Source organism: Mesorhizobium sp. M6A.T.Cr.TU.017.01.1.1 (assembly GCF_004023115.1).
Taxonomy (GTDB): domain Bacteria; phylum Pseudomonadota; class Alphaproteobacteria; order Rhizobiales; family Rhizobiaceae; genus Mesorhizobium; species Mesorhizobium mediterraneum.
The window spans coordinates 55611-70632 of record NZ_RZTA01000008.1; the positions used below are offsets into that span (position 1 = coordinate 55611).

At 61.2% G+C, this 15022-nt stretch carries 18 protein-coding genes; 10 read left to right on the plus strand and 8 right to left on the minus strand.

Going from position 1 to position 15022, the window contains the following annotated elements; genetic code table 11:
- The first annotated feature begins 60 nt into the window (after positions 1 to 60).
- A complete protein-coding gene (locus tag EOB36_RS04290; RefSeq protein ID WP_126107507.1) occupies positions 61 to 255 on the plus strand; it encodes a hypothetical protein in 195 nt (64 codons plus the stop codon).
- Positions 256 to 270: 15 nt separating this feature from the next.
- On the opposite strand, the gene EOB36_RS04295 is transcribed toward EOB36_RS04290, so the two are convergent.
- On the minus strand, positions 271 to 708 hold the full coding sequence (locus EOB36_RS04295) for a DUF2569 family protein (RefSeq protein WP_245467601.1): 438 nt from the start codon (positions 706 to 708) through the stop codon (positions 271 to 273).
- 216 nt (positions 709 to 924) lie between these two features.
- The gene (locus EOB36_RS04300; protein WP_128284360.1) at positions 925 to 1539 is read right to left on the minus strand and encodes a TetR/AcrR family transcriptional regulator; all 615 of its coding nucleotides are present in this window, start codon (positions 1537 to 1539) and stop codon (positions 925 to 927) included.
- A gap of 91 nt (positions 1540 to 1630) precedes the next feature.
- On the opposite strand from EOB36_RS04300, the gene EOB36_RS04305 reads away from it, so the two are divergent.
- Genes EOB36_RS04305 through EOB36_RS04325 form a run of 5 tightly spaced genes read left to right on the plus strand, consistent with a single transcriptional unit; the run spans position 1631 to position 6227 of the window.
- A complete protein-coding gene (locus EOB36_RS04305) occupies positions 1631 to 2737 on the plus strand; it encodes a spermidine/putrescine ABC transporter substrate-binding protein (protein ID WP_128284361.1) in 1107 nt (368 codons plus the stop codon).
- Between the two features lie 13 nt (positions 2738 to 2750).
- The gene (locus EOB36_RS04310; protein ID WP_128284362.1) at positions 2751 to 3617 is read left to right on the plus strand and encodes an ABC transporter permease; all 867 of its coding nucleotides are present in this window, start codon (positions 2751 to 2753) and stop codon (positions 3615 to 3617) included.
- A gap of 1 nt (position 3618) precedes the next feature.
- Entirely contained in the window at positions 3619 to 4401 is a 783-nt protein-coding gene (locus EOB36_RS04315) for an ABC transporter permease (RefSeq protein WP_128284363.1), read from the plus strand.
- Complete coding sequence (locus tag EOB36_RS04320; protein ID WP_128284364.1) at positions 4398 to 5462, plus strand: ABC transporter ATP-binding protein; 1065 nt, start codon at positions 4398 to 4400, stop codon at positions 5460 to 5462. The genes EOB36_RS04315 and EOB36_RS04320 overlap by 4 nt, the downstream gene beginning before the upstream one ends.
- A 3-nt stretch (positions 5463 to 5465) precedes the next feature.
- Complete coding sequence (locus EOB36_RS04325) at positions 5466 to 6227, plus strand: MBL fold metallo-hydrolase (RefSeq protein ID WP_128284365.1); 762 nt, start codon at positions 5466 to 5468, stop codon at positions 6225 to 6227.
- Between the two features lie 38 nt (positions 6228 to 6265).
- Here EOB36_RS04325 and EOB36_RS04330 read toward each other — a convergent pair whose 3' ends face one another.
- Positions 6266 to 6430 carry a hypothetical protein gene (locus EOB36_RS04330; protein WP_245458044.1) on the minus strand — a complete coding sequence of 55 codons (165 nt, stop codon included), beginning with the start codon at positions 6428 to 6430 and terminating at the stop codon, positions 6266 to 6268.
- A 253-nt stretch (positions 6431 to 6683) separates the two neighbouring features.
- Between EOB36_RS04330 and EOB36_RS04335 the strand changes: the two genes are divergently transcribed.
- Both EOB36_RS04335 and EOB36_RS04340 read left to right on the plus strand, forming a co-directional pair.
- Positions 6684 to 7457 (plus strand): NAD kinase, encoded by a 774-nt coding sequence (locus tag EOB36_RS04335; RefSeq protein ID WP_128284366.1) that lies wholly within the window; start codon positions 6684 to 6686, stop codon positions 7455 to 7457.
- A gap of 191 nt (positions 7458 to 7648) precedes the next feature.
- Positions 7649 to 9289 (plus strand): DEAD/DEAH box helicase, encoded by a 1641-nt coding sequence (locus tag EOB36_RS04340; protein ID WP_164897449.1) that lies wholly within the window; start codon positions 7649 to 7651, stop codon positions 9287 to 9289.
- Positions 9290 to 9482: 193 nt separating this feature from the next.
- Here EOB36_RS04340 and EOB36_RS04345 read toward each other — a convergent pair whose 3' ends face one another.
- The gene (locus EOB36_RS04345) at positions 9483 to 10376 is read right to left on the minus strand and encodes a LysR family transcriptional regulator (RefSeq protein ID WP_126106735.1); all 894 of its coding nucleotides are present in this window, start codon (positions 10374 to 10376) and stop codon (positions 9483 to 9485) included.
- Between the two features lie 127 nt (positions 10377 to 10503).
- On the opposite strand from EOB36_RS04345, the gene EOB36_RS04350 reads away from it, so the two are divergent.
- Positions 10504 to 11184, plus strand: coding sequence for an NmrA family NAD(P)-binding protein (locus EOB36_RS04350; RefSeq protein ID WP_128284367.1), 681 nt, complete (start codon positions 10504 to 10506; stop codon positions 11182 to 11184).
- A gap of 36 nt (positions 11185 to 11220) precedes the next feature.
- Positions 11221 to 11493 (plus strand): DUF2798 domain-containing protein, encoded by a 273-nt coding sequence (locus tag EOB36_RS04355; protein ID WP_128284368.1) that lies wholly within the window; start codon positions 11221 to 11223, stop codon positions 11491 to 11493.
- A gap of 114 nt (positions 11494 to 11607) precedes the next feature.
- Here EOB36_RS04355 and EOB36_RS04360 read toward each other — a convergent pair whose 3' ends face one another.
- From EOB36_RS04360 to prfB, 4 genes are all read right to left on the minus strand, one after another.
- A complete protein-coding gene (locus EOB36_RS04360) occupies positions 11608 to 12258 on the minus strand; it encodes an OmpA family protein (protein ID WP_095489478.1) in 651 nt (216 codons plus the stop codon).
- Between the two features lie 279 nt (positions 12259 to 12537).
- Positions 12538 to 12906 (minus strand): GFA family protein, encoded by a 369-nt coding sequence (locus EOB36_RS04365; RefSeq protein WP_126106738.1) that lies wholly within the window; start codon positions 12904 to 12906, stop codon positions 12538 to 12540.
- A gap of 109 nt (positions 12907 to 13015) precedes the next feature.
- A complete protein-coding gene (locus EOB36_RS04370) occupies positions 13016 to 13402 on the minus strand; it encodes a hypothetical protein (RefSeq protein WP_095489480.1) in 387 nt (128 codons plus the stop codon).
- Between the two features lie 442 nt (positions 13403 to 13844).
- A protein-coding gene (prfB, locus tag EOB36_RS04375; protein ID WP_101954579.1) for a peptide chain release factor 2 occupies positions 13845 to 14976 on the minus strand; the annotation gives its coding sequence in 2 pieces (ribosomal slippage) (positions 13845 to 14909 and positions 14911 to 14976; 1131 coding nt in all).
- Positions 14977 to 15022 lie beyond the last annotated feature (46 nt).

The window sequence follows — 15022 nt, forward strand, 5'->3', positions numbered from 1 at the left end:
TCGCTCAATTTAGCGCGTCGACAATGACCGGGCGGCGGGTAAAATCAAATGGGTGATGTCATGCGAAGCGACTTCGCCGCTGCGCGCGAGCTCTTGGAGTGCGCCCAAAACCGGCTCTGCGGCATGGATGAAACGAGCCAACGCGTCAGCGAGGCGCTGGATTCCCTGATCGAGGAAATAGCCATCGCGGAATTCCGCAAGGCGCCACTGACCGTCGTGCCGTTTCCGCGCGCACGGCCCAAGCATGCTCGGTAAAATTGCCGATCGGCTCTATGGCACACTTACGACTTGACCAGACGCGCCCGTCTTGGTGAACGTGTTCTTCACCCTGACTGACTTGTAGACGTAGACGACCCAAATTCCGGTCAGGGCTAAAGACACTATAGGCGCTATCAGCGCATTTCCGGCAAGCACCTGGCTCACCGGAATGCCAAGAACCGCTGAAATCCAAGCCGTGTCCAGAATAAATACGATTGGTATTACAAACCACTGGTACAGGAATAGCTGCTTGAAGCGGTAACTCCGCCGCAGCATCGTAACGAGCACAACCACCTGGAACACCACAAACGCCAGCAAGAGGGCAACCTCGCCATAGACCGCCAAAGTGCCATTCGGGAGCGCCATGAGCTGTCGGTAGCCTTCACTCGATGAACCCAAAGACACGAGTGTGCGTAGCGGCGAGAAAGCCTGAAGGATCGCAAGCAGCATTTAGCCAACCTCCAAACCCCACGAGGCTCGCTGGATTCTGCGAAGGTTTGGTCGCAGACTGCACAGCGACAAAGACAGGCACCCCAATCAGCAAAAACAGTATTGCCCAGTGCCAGAACGAAAAACCCATTTCCCCTCCATGCAATGCAGCCTTGAGTTGTATCAACTCCTATCATGTATTTAAGGTAGTGCCTAGGTTCTTCTCAACCCTTGCGGTCAAACCGCGATCGCCGCCACCAGAATGCGGTTCTGCCTTCGTATCGCCGCCCGCAGTTCGGCAATCCTGGCCTTGTCGCGTTTCACGAACTCGATGAACATCATGTTCATGTTGTTGAAGACCAGCTCGCCCAAGGCCTGCCCGTCGATATCGCGGCGCACCAGGCCGATCGCCTGCAGCCGGGCGATCAGAGCGCGGATCTGTTCGGTCAGTGCCCGGTCGAGCGCGGTATAGGCCTGGCCGAACGGGCTGTCGGGCAGTTGCGTCGAGATCGCCATCGCCTGCCGCCACATCTCCTTGCTGAGATAGTGCAGCGAATGCTCGATATAGATGCCGAGCAGCGTGTCGAGCGCGTCGCCGACATTGGCCGGCGGGTTGGCGACGACGCCCTGCCCGGCGCTGAGCACCTCGTTGACCTCCATCGAGACGATGGCGCCGAGGATATCGCCCTTATTCTCATAGTAATTGTAGATCGTGCCGACCGACACCTCGGCCTGCGCCGCGATGGTCTCGATCTTGGCGCCTTCATAGCCGGCGTCGCGGAAAAGCGCCGCCGCCGCCTCGATGATACGGCGGTGCCGATCCGCCTTTTGCCTTGCCCTCAATCCACTCATATCGGCTATTTGCCATAAAAACATAATTGACTCAATTTTAGAATTGGTTCAATTTTTTACCAGAAGCCAAAAAGGCAAGGGAGAACACTCGATGTCTATCAATCCAAAGACCCCGAATCCGACGACCAAGAATCCGGTTTCCGTTCTGAAGAGCCATCTCCACGCCGCGTGTGCTTCGACAGCACTGCTGCTGGCGACGGGCAGCCTCGCTCAGGCTGCGGATCTCAACGCCTTGATCTGGTGCGATCACGCCGACCCGGCACTGCTGCAGCCCTTCGAGGAGGCCAATGGCGTCAAGGTCAATGTCAAGGAATTCGAGGGCACCGGCGCCGGCATGGCAATTGTCGAACAGTCGCAGCCCGGCGACTGGGATGTGATGGTGATCGACAGCATCGACATACCGCGCGGCGTGGAAAAAGGCCTGTTCGAGCCGCTGCCGGAAGACAAATTGCCGCTCGCCGACCTCTTCCCCCAGGTGAAGATGGATAGCTCCACCGTCGTCGACGGCAAGCGCTACGGCATCACCGAAAAATTCGGCTACAACACGATCGGCTACAACAAGACCAAGGTCGATCCGGCCGACATGCAGTCGATGGCTGCGCTGACCGGCGACAAGTATAAGGGCAAGATCGCCATCTATGACTATTACCTGCCGGTCATCGGCATGGCCGCACTGGCGATCGGCAAGAAGACCGCCGAGCTGACCGAAGCCGACCTTCCCGCCATCAAGGAAGAGCTGCTCAAGATGAAAGCCAATGCCAAGCTGGTCGGCGAGGTGACCGCCAGCCAGACGGCGCTGGCGACCGGCGAGGTCGACATTCTGGTCGGCGGCGGCGAATGGGTGACGGCCGGACTGGCCAAGGAGAACCCTGCCCTCGACTTCTCTATTCCGAAAGAAGGTGCTGTGCTGTGGTCGCAGTCGCTGGCGATGTTCAAGGATTCCAAAAACAAGGACATGGCGCTGAAATTCATCCAGTACATTATGAGCCCTGAAGGCCAGGCGCGGCTTGCCACCTCCGCCTGCTATTGGGGCATGCCGGCGAATACCAAGGCGGCGCTGAGCGACGAGCAGAAGAAGATTCTGCGCTTCGACGAGCAGCCGGATTTCCTTGCGCGGGCCCAGTCCTATCCGGCGCCGAACGCCGATCTCGACAAGAAGATGCAGGACGTATGGACCGAAATGCTGCAGGCGCAGTGACCGGTCGCCGGTCGTGAACGCTGCCCCGAACAGCGGGCGTGCCCTGCCCCGGGCGGGCTGTGCCCTGCCCTGGGCGCTGGTCACGCCGGCGCTCGGCTGGACGCTGCTGTTCTTCGTGCTGCCCTTCATCGCCATGGGGTTTTCCAGCCTGACGGCGCATGACGGCGGTGGCTTCACGCTCGCCAACTACAGCCAGTTCTTTGCCAATCCGGCCTATTGGCAGGCGATGGTGAACTCGCTGCAGGTCACCGCCATCGTCACAGTGGTTTCGGTGCTGCTCGCCTACCCCTTCGCCTGGATCCTGGCCGAGCAGGTGCCAGAACGCTGGCAGCGGCTGGCGCTGATGCTGGCGGTGCTGCCGTTCTGGACCTCCTATGTCGTGCGTTCCTACTCCTGGTTGCTGGTGCTGGCGCAGAACGGCGTGATCAACCGCGCGCTGACCGGCTCCGGCCTGTTCATGGAACCGGTGCAGCTCGCCAACACACGGCTGGCCACGGTCATCGGCTTCGTGCATTTCTTCGTCATGCTTTTGACGTTGACGATCTTCGCCAATCTGAAGCAGCTCAGCCCCAGCTACCGCAAGGCTGCCGCCGATCTCGGCGCCGGGCCGGCGCGCACGTTCCTGCATATTATCCTGCCGCTGACGTTGCCCGGCATCATGGTCGGCGCCTTTCTCACCTTTGTGCTGTGCATCGGCGACTACATCACGCCGCAGATTCTGGGCGGCAACAACGAGCTTTTGATGCCGCAGCTGGTGATGATGCAGATCGGCCGGCGTGGCGACTTTCCGCTCGCCTCGGCGCTATCGATCATCCTGATGGCGGTCGTCACTGTCGCCTATCTCGCCTGCGCCCGCTGGCTGAAGATCGAGCGGGCCTGAGATGCGCGCTCTCATCCGCATCGTCTCCGGTCTCTATGCCGTCGCCATCTATGGCTTCATCTTCCTGCCGGTGGTCGTGCTGGTGCTGTTTTCGCTGCAGGCGACTTCGTTTCCAATCCCGCCCTTCACCGGGCCGTCGCTGCGCTGGTACGATGCCGTGCTCGCCGACAAACGGCTGACCTCGGCGCTGGTCAATTCGCTTCTAGTGGCGGCCATCTCCTCAGCTGCCGCCGTCACGCTGGGTTTCCTTTCTGCCTGGGGCTTTGCACGTTTCGCCTTGCCCGGCTCGGCCCTGCTACGTGGGCTGATCACGCTGCCGTTGACAGTGAGCTATCTTATCATCGGCATGGGACTGCTGGTGCTGTTCAACTGGGCCGGCGTGCCAAAATCGCTGCTTGCAGCCGGCATCGGCCATGTCGCGATCAACCTGCCGCTGTGCTTTGCCATCATCTACAGTCAGATGGGCGACCACCAGATCAACATCGAGCGCGCCGCGCGTGACCTCGGCGCGCCCGAATGGAAGGTGCTGCTGCTGATCACCGTGCCGGTGATGGCGCCGGCGATCTTCGCCGGGTTTTTCCTGTCGATGACCTTCTCCTGGGACGAGTTCGTGATCTCCTTCCTGCTGACGCGCTTCGACACCACGCTGCCCGTCGAGATCTGGAACCTCCTCCGCTCAGGCCTCAATCCCAAGACCAACGCCGTCGGCTCGCTGGTCTTCGCCGTGTCAATCGTGCTGGTGGTATTGTTCGAACTGATGCTGTTGCGGAGAAAGCCGGCATGACCGCGCCATTGGTCGATATAAGCTCTGTTTCGCATCGCTTCGGCCAGCACACCGTGCTGAAGAACGTGTCGCTGCAAATCGAGCCGGGCAGCTACACCATCCTGCTCGGGCCGTCGGGCTCGGGCAAGACGACGCTGCTCTCCATTCTCGGCGGTTTCGTCACGCCGAGCGAAGGCAAGGTGCTGATCCGCGGCGAGGACTGCACCGCCGTGCCGCCGGCGAAGCGTCCGACGACCACGGTGTTCCAGGACTATGCGCTGTTTCCGCATATGAGCGTCGGCGGCAATGTCGGCTTCGGCCTGCGCATGCAAGGCGTCGATGCCGCGACACGTGCCGCGCGGGCGCGCGAGGCGTTGGCGCTGGTCGGGCTGGCCGCCGCCTTCGACAAGAAGCCGCACCAATTGTCGGGCGGCCAGCGGCAGCGCGTCGCATTGGCGCGAGCGCTGGTGATCGAGCCGGCGGTGCTGCTGCTCGATGAGCCGCTCGGCGCGCTCGATCTCAAGCTGCGCCGGCAGATGCAGGACGAGCTGAAAGCGATCCAGAAACGCGTCGGCACCGCCTTCATCCATGTCACCCATGACCAGGAAGAAGCGATGGCGCTGGCCGACCACTGCGTGGTGATGAACGACGGGCGCATCGAGGACGAAGGGCCGCCCGAGCGCGTCTATGCGCGGCCGGCGACGCGGTTTTCCGCGACCTTCATGGGCGAAAGCACGCTGATATCGGGAACGGTGACGAAGGCGAAGGACGGAACAACCACTGTCGCGACGCAGACTGGATCGTTCTCGCTGCCCGACACAGCGTTAGCCGGGACGGCCGTCGCCCTTGCCATCCGTCCGGAGCATCTCGTTCTCGGCGCGGCCAGCGGCGCTGTAAGGCTCGGCACAGCCAAGGTGAGCGACGTTGTGTTTCAAGGCAGCTTCAAGCGCGTGCTTGCCGTCTCCGAGAAAGACCCGGCGCTGCACTTCATCGCCAGGGTTCCCGCCGCTGCGGCCGTCCGGCCGGGCGACATCGTTGCGGTTTCGTGCGACGCTGGCCACATCATCCTTCTGGCGGGTTGAGCCATGGGCACGCTTCCGGTCATCGACGCTCCGAATTGGTATGAAACCATCCGCATGGGCGATGGCGTGACGCTGATCCACGAGCCGTGGATCAAGCCGTTCTTCCGCTGCAACATCTGGCATGTGCGTGGTCGCGACCGCGACCTGCTGTTCGACACCGGCCTCGGCCATTTCAGCCTGCGGCGCCATGTGCCGCTGGTGACGGAACGAAAACTCACCTGCGTGGCCAGCCACACGCATTTCGATCATATCGGCTGCCATCACGAATTTCCGGACCGCTGCGTGCATCGCGCCGAGGCCGAAATCCTCGCCGACCCGCGCAACGAATGGACGGTCGCCGACCGCTACGCGACCGACGCAATGTTCGACGGCCTGCCGCAGGGCTGGGATACGGCGCGCTACCGGATCCTGCCGGCGCCGGCCGATCGCTTGCTCGGGCAAGGCGACATCATCGATCTCGGCGACCGTGCCTTCGAGGTGATCCACACGCCGGGCCATTCGCCCGGCGGCATCGCGCTCTACGAGCAGAAGACTGGCATCCTGCTTTCCGGCGACATCATCTATGACGGCCCGCTGATCGACGATGTCTATCATTCAGCCGTCGACGACTATGTCGAGACGCTATTACGGATGCGCGAGCTCGATATCGCGGTCGTGCATGGCGGCCATTTCCCGAGTTTCGGCAAGGTGCGCTATCGCCAGCTTATCGAGGAGTATCTCGCACAAAAGCGGCAGGCCGGCTGCCATCTGCTGCAGGCGCGATAGGCACCGGCCTCACGTATCGCGGGAGGTGCTTGGCGAATTCACAGCGCCCTTTGCGGGCACGGCGTGCCGGCGGCATCGCCGCAGCGTGAAGCCGTGGGTTGGGGTCTCAAACTCGTCTCTTCGGACTGGCGCACCAGTTGGGCAAAGGCAAGAGCAAAACTTCCCAGCATCAGGACGATGATGATCAGGCGTGTTACCGGCAATAGATTGATCCGACTGGCTGGCCCCCACGCCGCCCATCCACTGCCGGCTAACATGATCGATCCGGCTTTACGAGAGTTTAATCCCCGTCTTAACCATCACATTCGCTTGTCACTCGACACGATGCGCGAGCGCCTGGCCGGCGCGCTTCCCGGCACTGTGTAGAACTCAGCACATGCCTGCCTTTGCAGATTTGCCCGCCCATGCTAACCCGGCGCTGGCGCGGCCCCAGCAACCGGTCGCCATTGGGGAGCCATGAGCAAAGCCGCCAACCGTTTCGCCTTCGTCTCGTCCGGCACCGCTGACGCCAATGCGGCGCTGGAAAGCCTGTCGGCGCGCTATGGCCAGGCATCCATCGAGGATGCCGAGATTGTCGTCGCCCTGGGTGGCGACGGCTTCCTGTTGCAGACCTTGCGCGACACGATGAGCACAGGAAAAAAGATCTACGGCATGAACCGTGGCACCATCGGCTTCCTGATGAACGAATACCGCGCCAGCGGTTTGACGGGGCGCATCGCGGCGGCCGTTGCCGAAACGATCCGTCCGCTGGAGATGCAGGCGGTGACGGCAGAGGGCGAAACGATTTCGGCCTTGGCGATCAATGAGGTTGCGCTGTGGCGCCAATCCTACCAGACGGCCAAGATCCGTATCACCGTGGACGAGCAAGTGCGGCTGGAGGAATTGAACTGTGACGGTGTGATGATCGCGACGCCAGCCGGCTCGACCGCCTACAATCTGTCCGCGCACGGGCCGATCCTGCCGCTCGACGCACCGCTGCTGGCGCTGACCCCGGTCAGTCCGTTCCGCCCGCGCCGCTGGCGCGGCGCGCTGCTCTCCAACAAGGCGGTCGTGCGCTTTGAAATTCTGGAGCCGGAAAAACGGCCGGTGAATGCCGCCGCCGACCACACCGAGGTCAAGGGGGTGACCACGGTCACGGTCAGGGAATCACCGACGGCGACCGCGACGCTGCTGTTCGATCCCAACCATTCGTGGAATGAGCGCATTCTCGCCGAACAGTTCCGTTACTGAGCCGGTACAGCGACCGACAGCTCGATTAAGCATCGCGATTAAGGTTACGACTTCACAATCATGCCGTTCCCCGCCCGTTTCTGTTGACAAATCGTGGGCTTGCGCCTACCTGCAATACCAATCTTGCAGGCGCGCGGCGCTTGCCGCGACTGCTTATGTTGCGCCCCCGAACCAGCCAAAGACAGCCAAACTTGTCCTCAGACGCCCAGATCGCTCAAGAAGCGTTGACCTTCGCAGACCTCGGCCTGTCGCCGAAGGTCCTTTCCGCAGTCACCGATGCCGGCTACACCGAGCCGACGCCGATCCAGGCGGGCGCCATCCCGCATGCCTTGCTCGGTAAGGATATTTTGGGCATCGCCCAGACCGGCACCGGCAAGACGGCTTCGTTCGTGCTGCCGATGCTGACCCGCCTCGAAAAAGGCCGGGCACGCGCCCGCATGCCGCGCACACTGATCCTCGAGCCAACGCGCGAGCTTGCCGCGCAGGTCGAAGAAAATTTCATCAGATACGGCAAGAACCACAAGCTCAATATCGCGCTGTTGATCGGCGGCGTGTCCTTCGACGAGCAGGACAAGAAGCTGGAGCGCGGCGCCGACGTGCTGATCGCGACGCCCGGCCGCCTGCTCGACCATCGCGAGCGCGGAAAGCTTCTGCTCAACGGCGTCGAGATCCTCGTCATCGACGAGGCCGACCGCATGCTCGACATGGGCTTCATTCCCGACATCGAGCGCATCTGCGAAATGATCCCGTTCACGAGGCAGACGCTGTTCTTCTCGGCGACGATGCCGCCTGAGATCACCAAGCTCACCGAGAAATTCCTGCACGCCCCGGTGCGCGTCGAGGTTTCGAAGGCCGCGTCGGCCGCCACCAATATCATCCAGCGGCTGGTGAAATCCGGTTCGAAACCCTGGGATAAGCGCGAGACGCTGCGCAATCTGATAAAGGCCGAGGACGCCGAGCTGAAGAACGCCATCATCTTCTGCAACCGTAAGGTCGAGGTTTCGGAGCTTTTCCGGTCGCTGCTGAAATATGATTTCGACGCCGGCGCGCTGCATGGCGACATGGACCAGCGCGCGCGCATGCAGATGCTGGCCAATTTCCGTGACGGCAAACTGCGCTACCTCGTTGCTTCGGACGTTGCCGCGCGCGGCCTCGACATTCCCGATGTCAGCCACGTCTTCAATTACGACGTGCCGATCCATGCCGAGGACTATGTCCACCGTATCGGCCGCACCGGCCGCGCCGGACGCTCGGGCAAATCCTTCACCATCGCCACCAAGTCCGACACGAAATACATCGACGCGATCGAACGGCTGATCGGCAACAAGATCGAGTGGCATGACGGCGATCTGTCGACGGTCGTCGCCAGCGAGGGTGGAGAGGACGATGCTCCCCGCCGTGGCCGCGGCGCGCCGCGCCGTGCCGGTCGTAAGGACGACGACCGCAAGGACAGGGGCGAACGCAAACCGCGCGAACGCCACGCCAGGCAAAGCGAAGATGCAGCACCGGATACGACGGGCGAGCCAGTGATGGCCGAGACCGCAGTCACCGATGCCGGTGAGCGGCGCGCGCGCAAGGAAGCGATCCGCTCGGAAAATACCGAGCGCCAAGCTTCCCCCGAGCGCCAAGCCTCCCCCGAACGCCAAGCTTCATCCGAACGCAAGGCTTCGCCCGATCGCAATCGCAACGAACAGCGTGCGCCGGAACGTGGCGACACCAGGCCGCAGCGCGACGGCAACCGCCCTGCCCGCAATCGCCAGGAAGACAATGATGCGACCGTCGGCTTCGGCGACGATATGCCCGCCTTCATGCGCATCGTGGCCAAGGTCTGATCACAGCAGAAATTCTCAAATGCCAACGAAAACGGCCCTTTGCGGGGCCGTTTTCATGTCTGATATTTGCTTTGTTCAGGTTGGCGGCGCGAAAGCTGGATCTCAGCGTGTCGGTTCTAGTCCTAGGCGGGGTCGAGGCCGCCATGACCACGAGGCCGTCGACCGCGCCGCGTTGTCTTGTCTGATCCGGTGGCTACAGATTTTTAAATTCCAGGCGGGACGGCAACATATCCAGAAACGTGCGAACTTTGGCTGAAGATGATCTGCCTTCCGGCCACACGGCGTGCATCGGCACCGGCACCGGCTCGAAGTCGCTTAAAACCACCTCTAGGCGGCCATCATCCACCAAATGCCTTATCTGCCAAAGGGGCGAGTAGCCCAAACCCAATCCGTGAACTGCGGCCGCATAGATCGGTGCCATCAAATTGGATCGAAAACTGCCAGCCACTTTCAACGCCCGAGGTTTCCCCTCGATCTGAAACATCCATTCGCCTGGACGCTGGTCGGAGGTTCGAACAATGCAACTGTGCTTGCTCAGTTCAAAGGGATGCGTTGGTCGGCCACGGCGTTCAAAGTAGGAAGGCGAGCCGAACACGACGCGCCGCAACGCGCCCAAGCGTCTGGCTCGCAAGCTGGAATCCGGCAAATTGCCGATCCGTATTGCCAGATCGAGGCCCTCGGCATCAAGGTCGACAAATCCGTCGGCGAGCTGGAGGTCAACCTCGACCTGAGGATGCATCTGCATGTAGTCGGCGATGACAGGTATTACGAAATCCGGGCCGAACAGAACTGGCGCGCCCACGCGCAAGATGCCCGATGGTTCCGATCGTTGGTTGGCGGCTTGGAGTCTTGCGTCGTTTATTTCGTCGATGGCGGGTTTGATGCGGTGGAAAAACGCCGCCCCAGCTTCGCTTGGTGTCGAACGGCGCGTCGTTCTCTGTACAAGCTCGACCCCGACGGATTCCTCCAGCGTCGCCAAAGACCGGCTGATCGATTGCAGTGAGCGGTTCAGCCGGCGTGCGGCGGCCGTCAAACTTCCGTGCTCGACGACTGCCATGAAAGCTTCAAAATCGACTATCCGGCTCATGACATCTCCGTTTCTCTCGAAAATCGAGAGAAACTATCGCAAAGCCAAATAATTGTAACGCTGTTCGCGACGTTTTATTTCCCTGAAAGAAATCCCGAAAGGGCAGGTTTCATCGAAGGGAATTGTCATGCGAGCACCCGATCCAACCGTCCTGGTCGTGGGCGCAACAGGCCGATTTGCCGGATTTGTCGTGCCTGAACTTATCCGCCGCAATGCCACTGTTCGAGCACTCATTCGCGCCCCTGCGAACGCCGAAAAGGCCCGGAGGCTCGGGGCATCCGAGGTCGTGACCGGCAATTTGCGCAATGCTCTCTACTCGACGAACATGGAATACACCATTTTGCATCCTGCCAATTTCATGCAGAACATCGCAGCAGCCTGGCCGTCCATCGTTAGGGACGGCGTTTTCTCGGAACCGTTTCCAAAGACAGCAAAGCTGGCGCGTGTCGATTACCGCGATGTCGCCGAAGTGGCAGCGATCGCATTGACCGAAGCGCGGTTGTCTTATGCGACGCTTGAACTGTGCGCGGACGGTATGCATAGCCGGGAAGAGATCGTTTCAATGATGAGTGAGGAACTTGGCCGGTCCATTTCTGCTGGCGAGCCGACCTTTGGTGAGTGGGCGGCGAATACCCGTCTTCCCTACGATGACCGCCAATTGCAGCTGCTGGCTAAAGTCCATGAACACTACGCCAAATATGGTCTCGGCGGAAACAGCCTGACGTTGCGCTGCGCCTTGGGCCGCGAGCCGCGTTCGCTACGAAGCTTTATCCGAGAACTAGCCTTGCAAACGGCACAGGTCGCCTGATCGCGCCCACAAACATTTTCTGACTAGGAGATTTCCATGCAAGCATCACCGCAAAAGACGTTGAAGCTGAGAAAACTGCCGCCTTCCTACAGTGCAGTGGTAATGCCGTTCGTTCTTTCAATCCTCATGACCTGCATCATCTCGGCGGTTTCGACGGCGATCGGCACGGGCTGGACGAACGGTTTCGTGGCGACCTGGTCATACGCATGGGGCGTGTCATGGGTTGTTGCGTTTCCGAGCCTGCTGATTGTCCTTCCGATCGTGCGCCGGATCGTTGCGGCGATTGTCGATCAGCCGGTCCGACCCTGACACTACGAAAACGAAGCGACGGGCGCCGATGCTCGTCGGTCCAGCAAAAGCAAACAAGAACGGCCCCTTGCGGGGCCGTTCTCATGTTCAATACCGTGTTCTTGTTTGTCTTGCTCAGGTGAGCGGTGAAAGCTGGATCTCGACGCGGCGGTTCTGGGCACGGCCGTCGGCCGTCGCATTGGAAGCGATTGGACGCGTCTTGCCGAAGCCGGTGACGGCGAAGCGGCGGGAATCGACGCCCTGCCCGGACAGATAGTTGGCGACTGCCAGCGCGCGGCGCTGCGACAGGTCGAAATTGTGTTGGTCGCCACCGGTCGAGTCGGTGTGGCCGAACACGTCGACCGTGGTCTGCCGGAACTTGTTCAGCACAAGTGCGACCGAATTCAGCACTTGATAGAAGCCGGGCTTCACCGCGTCCTGGTCGACGTTGAAGGTGATGTCGGACGGCATGTTGAGGATGATCTGGTCGCCGGTGCGGGTGACGCTGACGCCGGAGCCCTGAAGCTGCCGGCGCAGTTCGGCCTCGTTCTGGTCCATGGTGGCGCCGATGGCGCCGCCGGCGAGCGCGCCGACGCCAGCGCCGATCAGCGCATTACGGCGATCGTTGCCACCGGCAAGCAGGCCGAGCCCCGCACCCGCCAGCGCGCCGATGCCGGCGCCGGCCGCAGTGTTGGAAACCTTCTGCTCTCCGGTATACGGATCGGTCGTGGTGCAGGCGCTCACGAGTACAGCCGTCGCCACGGCGACGAGCACAGTCTTTTTCATTGGGTAGTCCCTCTCCAGTCCGCGGTCCCACCGACGGCGCGCCGCATCAGCCCTTCCGTCGCATCGACCCGAAAATCATCGATTTCGGAAGGCACGATGCATAGATTCAAAGTCTTAGAGCGTACTTTGTGCGTCCAAGTGGAGGCACGTCGCTCTAATGTCTTGTAACATGAAATGCGGCGAAAAATGGAACGGGAACGCGGCTGGCTATGGCTTTTCCCGGTCAAAATCCGCGGCCGCGATATTGCGCAATTTTGATTGGCTGCCAGAAACTATCGGCTACCAGAGATTCTTGCCGTCGATGACGACGATCTCGACCTGATCGAGGTCGAAATCGTCGAACAGCCGCGAGTTCACGCTGATCTTCGGATTGTCGAAATCCGGCTTGCCGGTCGACCAGTCCGGCGTTTCGGTAAAGGTGCCGCAGCCGCAGGTGGCGCAGAAACCGTGTTTGATCGTTTTCGACCCCCACTGGTAGAATGAGACATTCTTGAGTGGGCTGGTGAGCTTGAATTGCGACGGGGTGTAGTAGGCCCATAACGAGCCGCGCTTCGAGCAGAAGGAACAGGTGCATTGCGTCACGGTCTGCGGCGCTTGCGAGACCTCGAATGTCGTCGCCCTGCAGTGGCAGCTTGCCTTTATGGTCATGAACGCCTTCCTCCCGATTGCCTGCCGCCCGCGCGGCAAGGCAACATAAAGAGACGCTTCTGACAACCGTCTGCAGCAGACTCGCTTGCCTGCGTCAGACGCGTGGCGCCTAAAAGGACGACGGCGGCACGAACAGGCAGATGGTCTTTCCGTCGTTGGCGCCGGCGACCGAGCACCAGTGATATTCGCCATCGGGCGAATTCTTGATCCGTGTGTCGCTGTAGGCCACGACCTCGCCTGTCCCCTTGATGACGTAGCCCTCCGGACGCTCGCTGATCGAGGTCTGCGAGACGGCGCGGCAATCATAACCCGAGCAACAGGAGAATGGGTAACTCCAGCCTTGCGGCTTCGCTGCGGTCGGCTTGGCGTCGTGCGCCAAAGCGGCCGCTGCAAATGTGATGGTGGCGGCCGTCAGAGCCACCACCGCGATGATTGAATTCAGGAGGCGGCGCGCCGTGTTGACGGCTGAGGCCGGTCGGGTCGTGAAAGCAGGCATGGGCGCAGTTCCTATCAACGAGTTCAAGCGTTTCGCTTGCCCGTTCCCGGATCGTGTCTTCCCAGTGGCCGGATCGTCAGGTCGCAGATACGCCGCGTCCGGCCATAAATGCTTTTTTTCCCCCAGCCTTCGAATGCTGGGCTGATTCCTTTGTTGGCGCAAGATTGCTGTGCAAGCCGAGCGCCGACATCTGCAGCCGGAACCAGACTGCCGGGGTCGACGAGAGTGACTTCATCAACCCCGGCAGATGGGATCGCAGATAACGAGATTCAGCTCGCAGTGGTTCCGGGCTAAGCGCCGGCAGGCCGGCAGAATCTACCCCCGAAGTAGAAGTCGTTCTGAAAAATTCGATGAAAAAACAAAGCCATAAAGCGACCGCTCAATTAGGGTGAGAGCCTGTTACTGTAGCGTGATGTTCCTGCCGCTTTGGTGCGTAGGAGCTTCAGTCGATATCGGCCACCACTTCGCCGGCGCCGCCCTCGATGCGCTGCGACAGCGAGGCCTCCATGAAGTCGTCGAGGTCGCCGTCCAGCACGCTCGACGGGCTTGTGCTCTCGACGCCTGTGCGCAGATCCTTCACCAGTTGATAGGGCTGCAGAACGTAGGAGCGGATCTGGTGGCCCCAGCCGATATCGCTCTTCGACGCTTCGGTGGCGTTCGCCACCGCCTCGCGCTTCTTCAGCTCTTCCTCGTAGAGCCGCGAGCGCAGCATCTCCCAGGCCTTCGCCTTGTTCTTGTGCTGAGAGCGCTCGGCCTGGCAGGCGACCGCGATGCCGGTGGCGAGATGGGTGATGCGGACCGCCGAATCGGTGGTGTTGACGTGCTGGCCGCCCGATCCGGACGAACGATAGGTGTCGATGCGAACATCCGATTCGGAAACGTCGATCTCGATCGTATCGTCGATCACGGGATAGACCCAGACGCTGGCGAACGACGTGTGGCGGCGCGCATTGCTGTCATAGGGCGAAATACGCACGAGACGGTGGACACCGGATTCCGTCTTCAGCCAACCATAGGCATTGTGGCCCTTGATCAGCAGCGTGGCGGACTTGATGCCCGCCTCTTCGCCGTCATGCACTTCCAGCACCTCGACCTTGAAGCGGCGCCGCTCGGCCCAACGCGTGTACATGCGCAGAAGCATCGAGGCCCAGTCCTGGCTTTCGGTGCCGCCGGCGCCGGCATGGACCTCGAGATAGCTGTCGTTGGCGTCCGCCTCGCCCGAAAGCAGCGTCTCGATCTGGCGCGCCTTTGCCTCGCCGCGCATCGAGCGGATCGCCGCTTCCGCCTCGGCGACGACGCTCTCGTCGCCCTCTTCCTCGCCAAGCTCGATCAGGCCGATATTGTCTTCCAGCGCCTGGGTGAGGCCTTTGACTGCGGCGATGCCGTCCTCGAGGCCCTGGCGCTCACGCATCAGCTTCTGCGCCTCCAGCGGCTCGTTCCAGAGGCTCGAATCCTCGGCACGCACGTTCAGGTATTCAAGCCGCTTTATGGCCTGATCCCAGTCAAAGATGCCTCCTCAGCAGGGTAATCGCCTGCCTGATTTCGTCGACAATGTTCTGCGTTTCCGCGCGCATGGCTGGCTGTTCTGTCCTGTGTTGAAATGGTGCCCTATTGCTTAAA

Excerpts from the sequence above, each read along its gene's own strand:
- EOB36_RS04290 (WP_126107507.1), top strand. The coding sequence starts at position 61 with ATGCGAAGCGACTTCGCCGCTGCGCGCGAGCTCTTGGAGTGCGCCCAA.
- EOB36_RS04295 (WP_245467601.1), bottom strand. The coding sequence starts at position 708 with ATGCTGCTTGCGATCCTTCAGGCTTTCTCGCCGCTACGCACACTCGTG.
- EOB36_RS04300 (WP_128284360.1), bottom strand. The coding sequence starts at position 1,539 with ATGAGTGGATTGAGGGCAAGGCAAAAGGCGGATCGGCACCGCCGTATC.
- EOB36_RS04305 (WP_128284361.1), top strand. The coding sequence starts at position 1,631 with ATGTCTATCAATCCAAAGACCCCGAATCCGACGACCAAGAATCCGGTT.
- EOB36_RS04315 (WP_128284363.1), top strand. The coding sequence starts at position 3,619 with ATGCGCGCTCTCATCCGCATCGTCTCCGGTCTCTATGCCGTCGCCATC.
- EOB36_RS04320 (WP_128284364.1), top strand. The coding sequence starts at position 4,398 with ATGACCGCGCCATTGGTCGATATAAGCTCTGTTTCGCATCGCTTCGGC.
- EOB36_RS04325 (WP_128284365.1), top strand. The coding sequence starts at position 5,466 with ATGGGCACGCTTCCGGTCATCGACGCTCCGAATTGGTATGAAACCATC.
- EOB36_RS04335 (WP_128284366.1), top strand. The coding sequence starts at position 6,684 with ATGAGCAAAGCCGCCAACCGTTTCGCCTTCGTCTCGTCCGGCACCGCT.
- EOB36_RS04345 (WP_126106735.1), bottom strand. The coding sequence starts at position 10,376 with ATGAGCCGGATAGTCGATTTTGAAGCTTTCATGGCAGTCGTCGAGCAC.
- EOB36_RS04350 (WP_128284367.1), top strand. The coding sequence starts at position 10,504 with ATGCGAGCACCCGATCCAACCGTCCTGGTCGTGGGCGCAACAGGCCGA.
- EOB36_RS04355 (WP_128284368.1), top strand. The coding sequence starts at position 11,221 with ATGCAAGCATCACCGCAAAAGACGTTGAAGCTGAGAAAACTGCCGCCT.
- EOB36_RS04360 (WP_095489478.1), bottom strand. The coding sequence starts at position 12,258 with ATGAAAAAGACTGTGCTCGTCGCCGTGGCGACGGCTGTACTCGTGAGC.
- EOB36_RS04365 (WP_126106738.1), bottom strand. The coding sequence starts at position 12,906 with ATGACCATAAAGGCAAGCTGCCACTGCAGGGCGACGACATTCGAGGTC.
- EOB36_RS04370 (WP_095489480.1), bottom strand. The coding sequence starts at position 13,402 with ATGCCTGCTTTCACGACCCGACCGGCCTCAGCCGTCAACACGGCGCGC.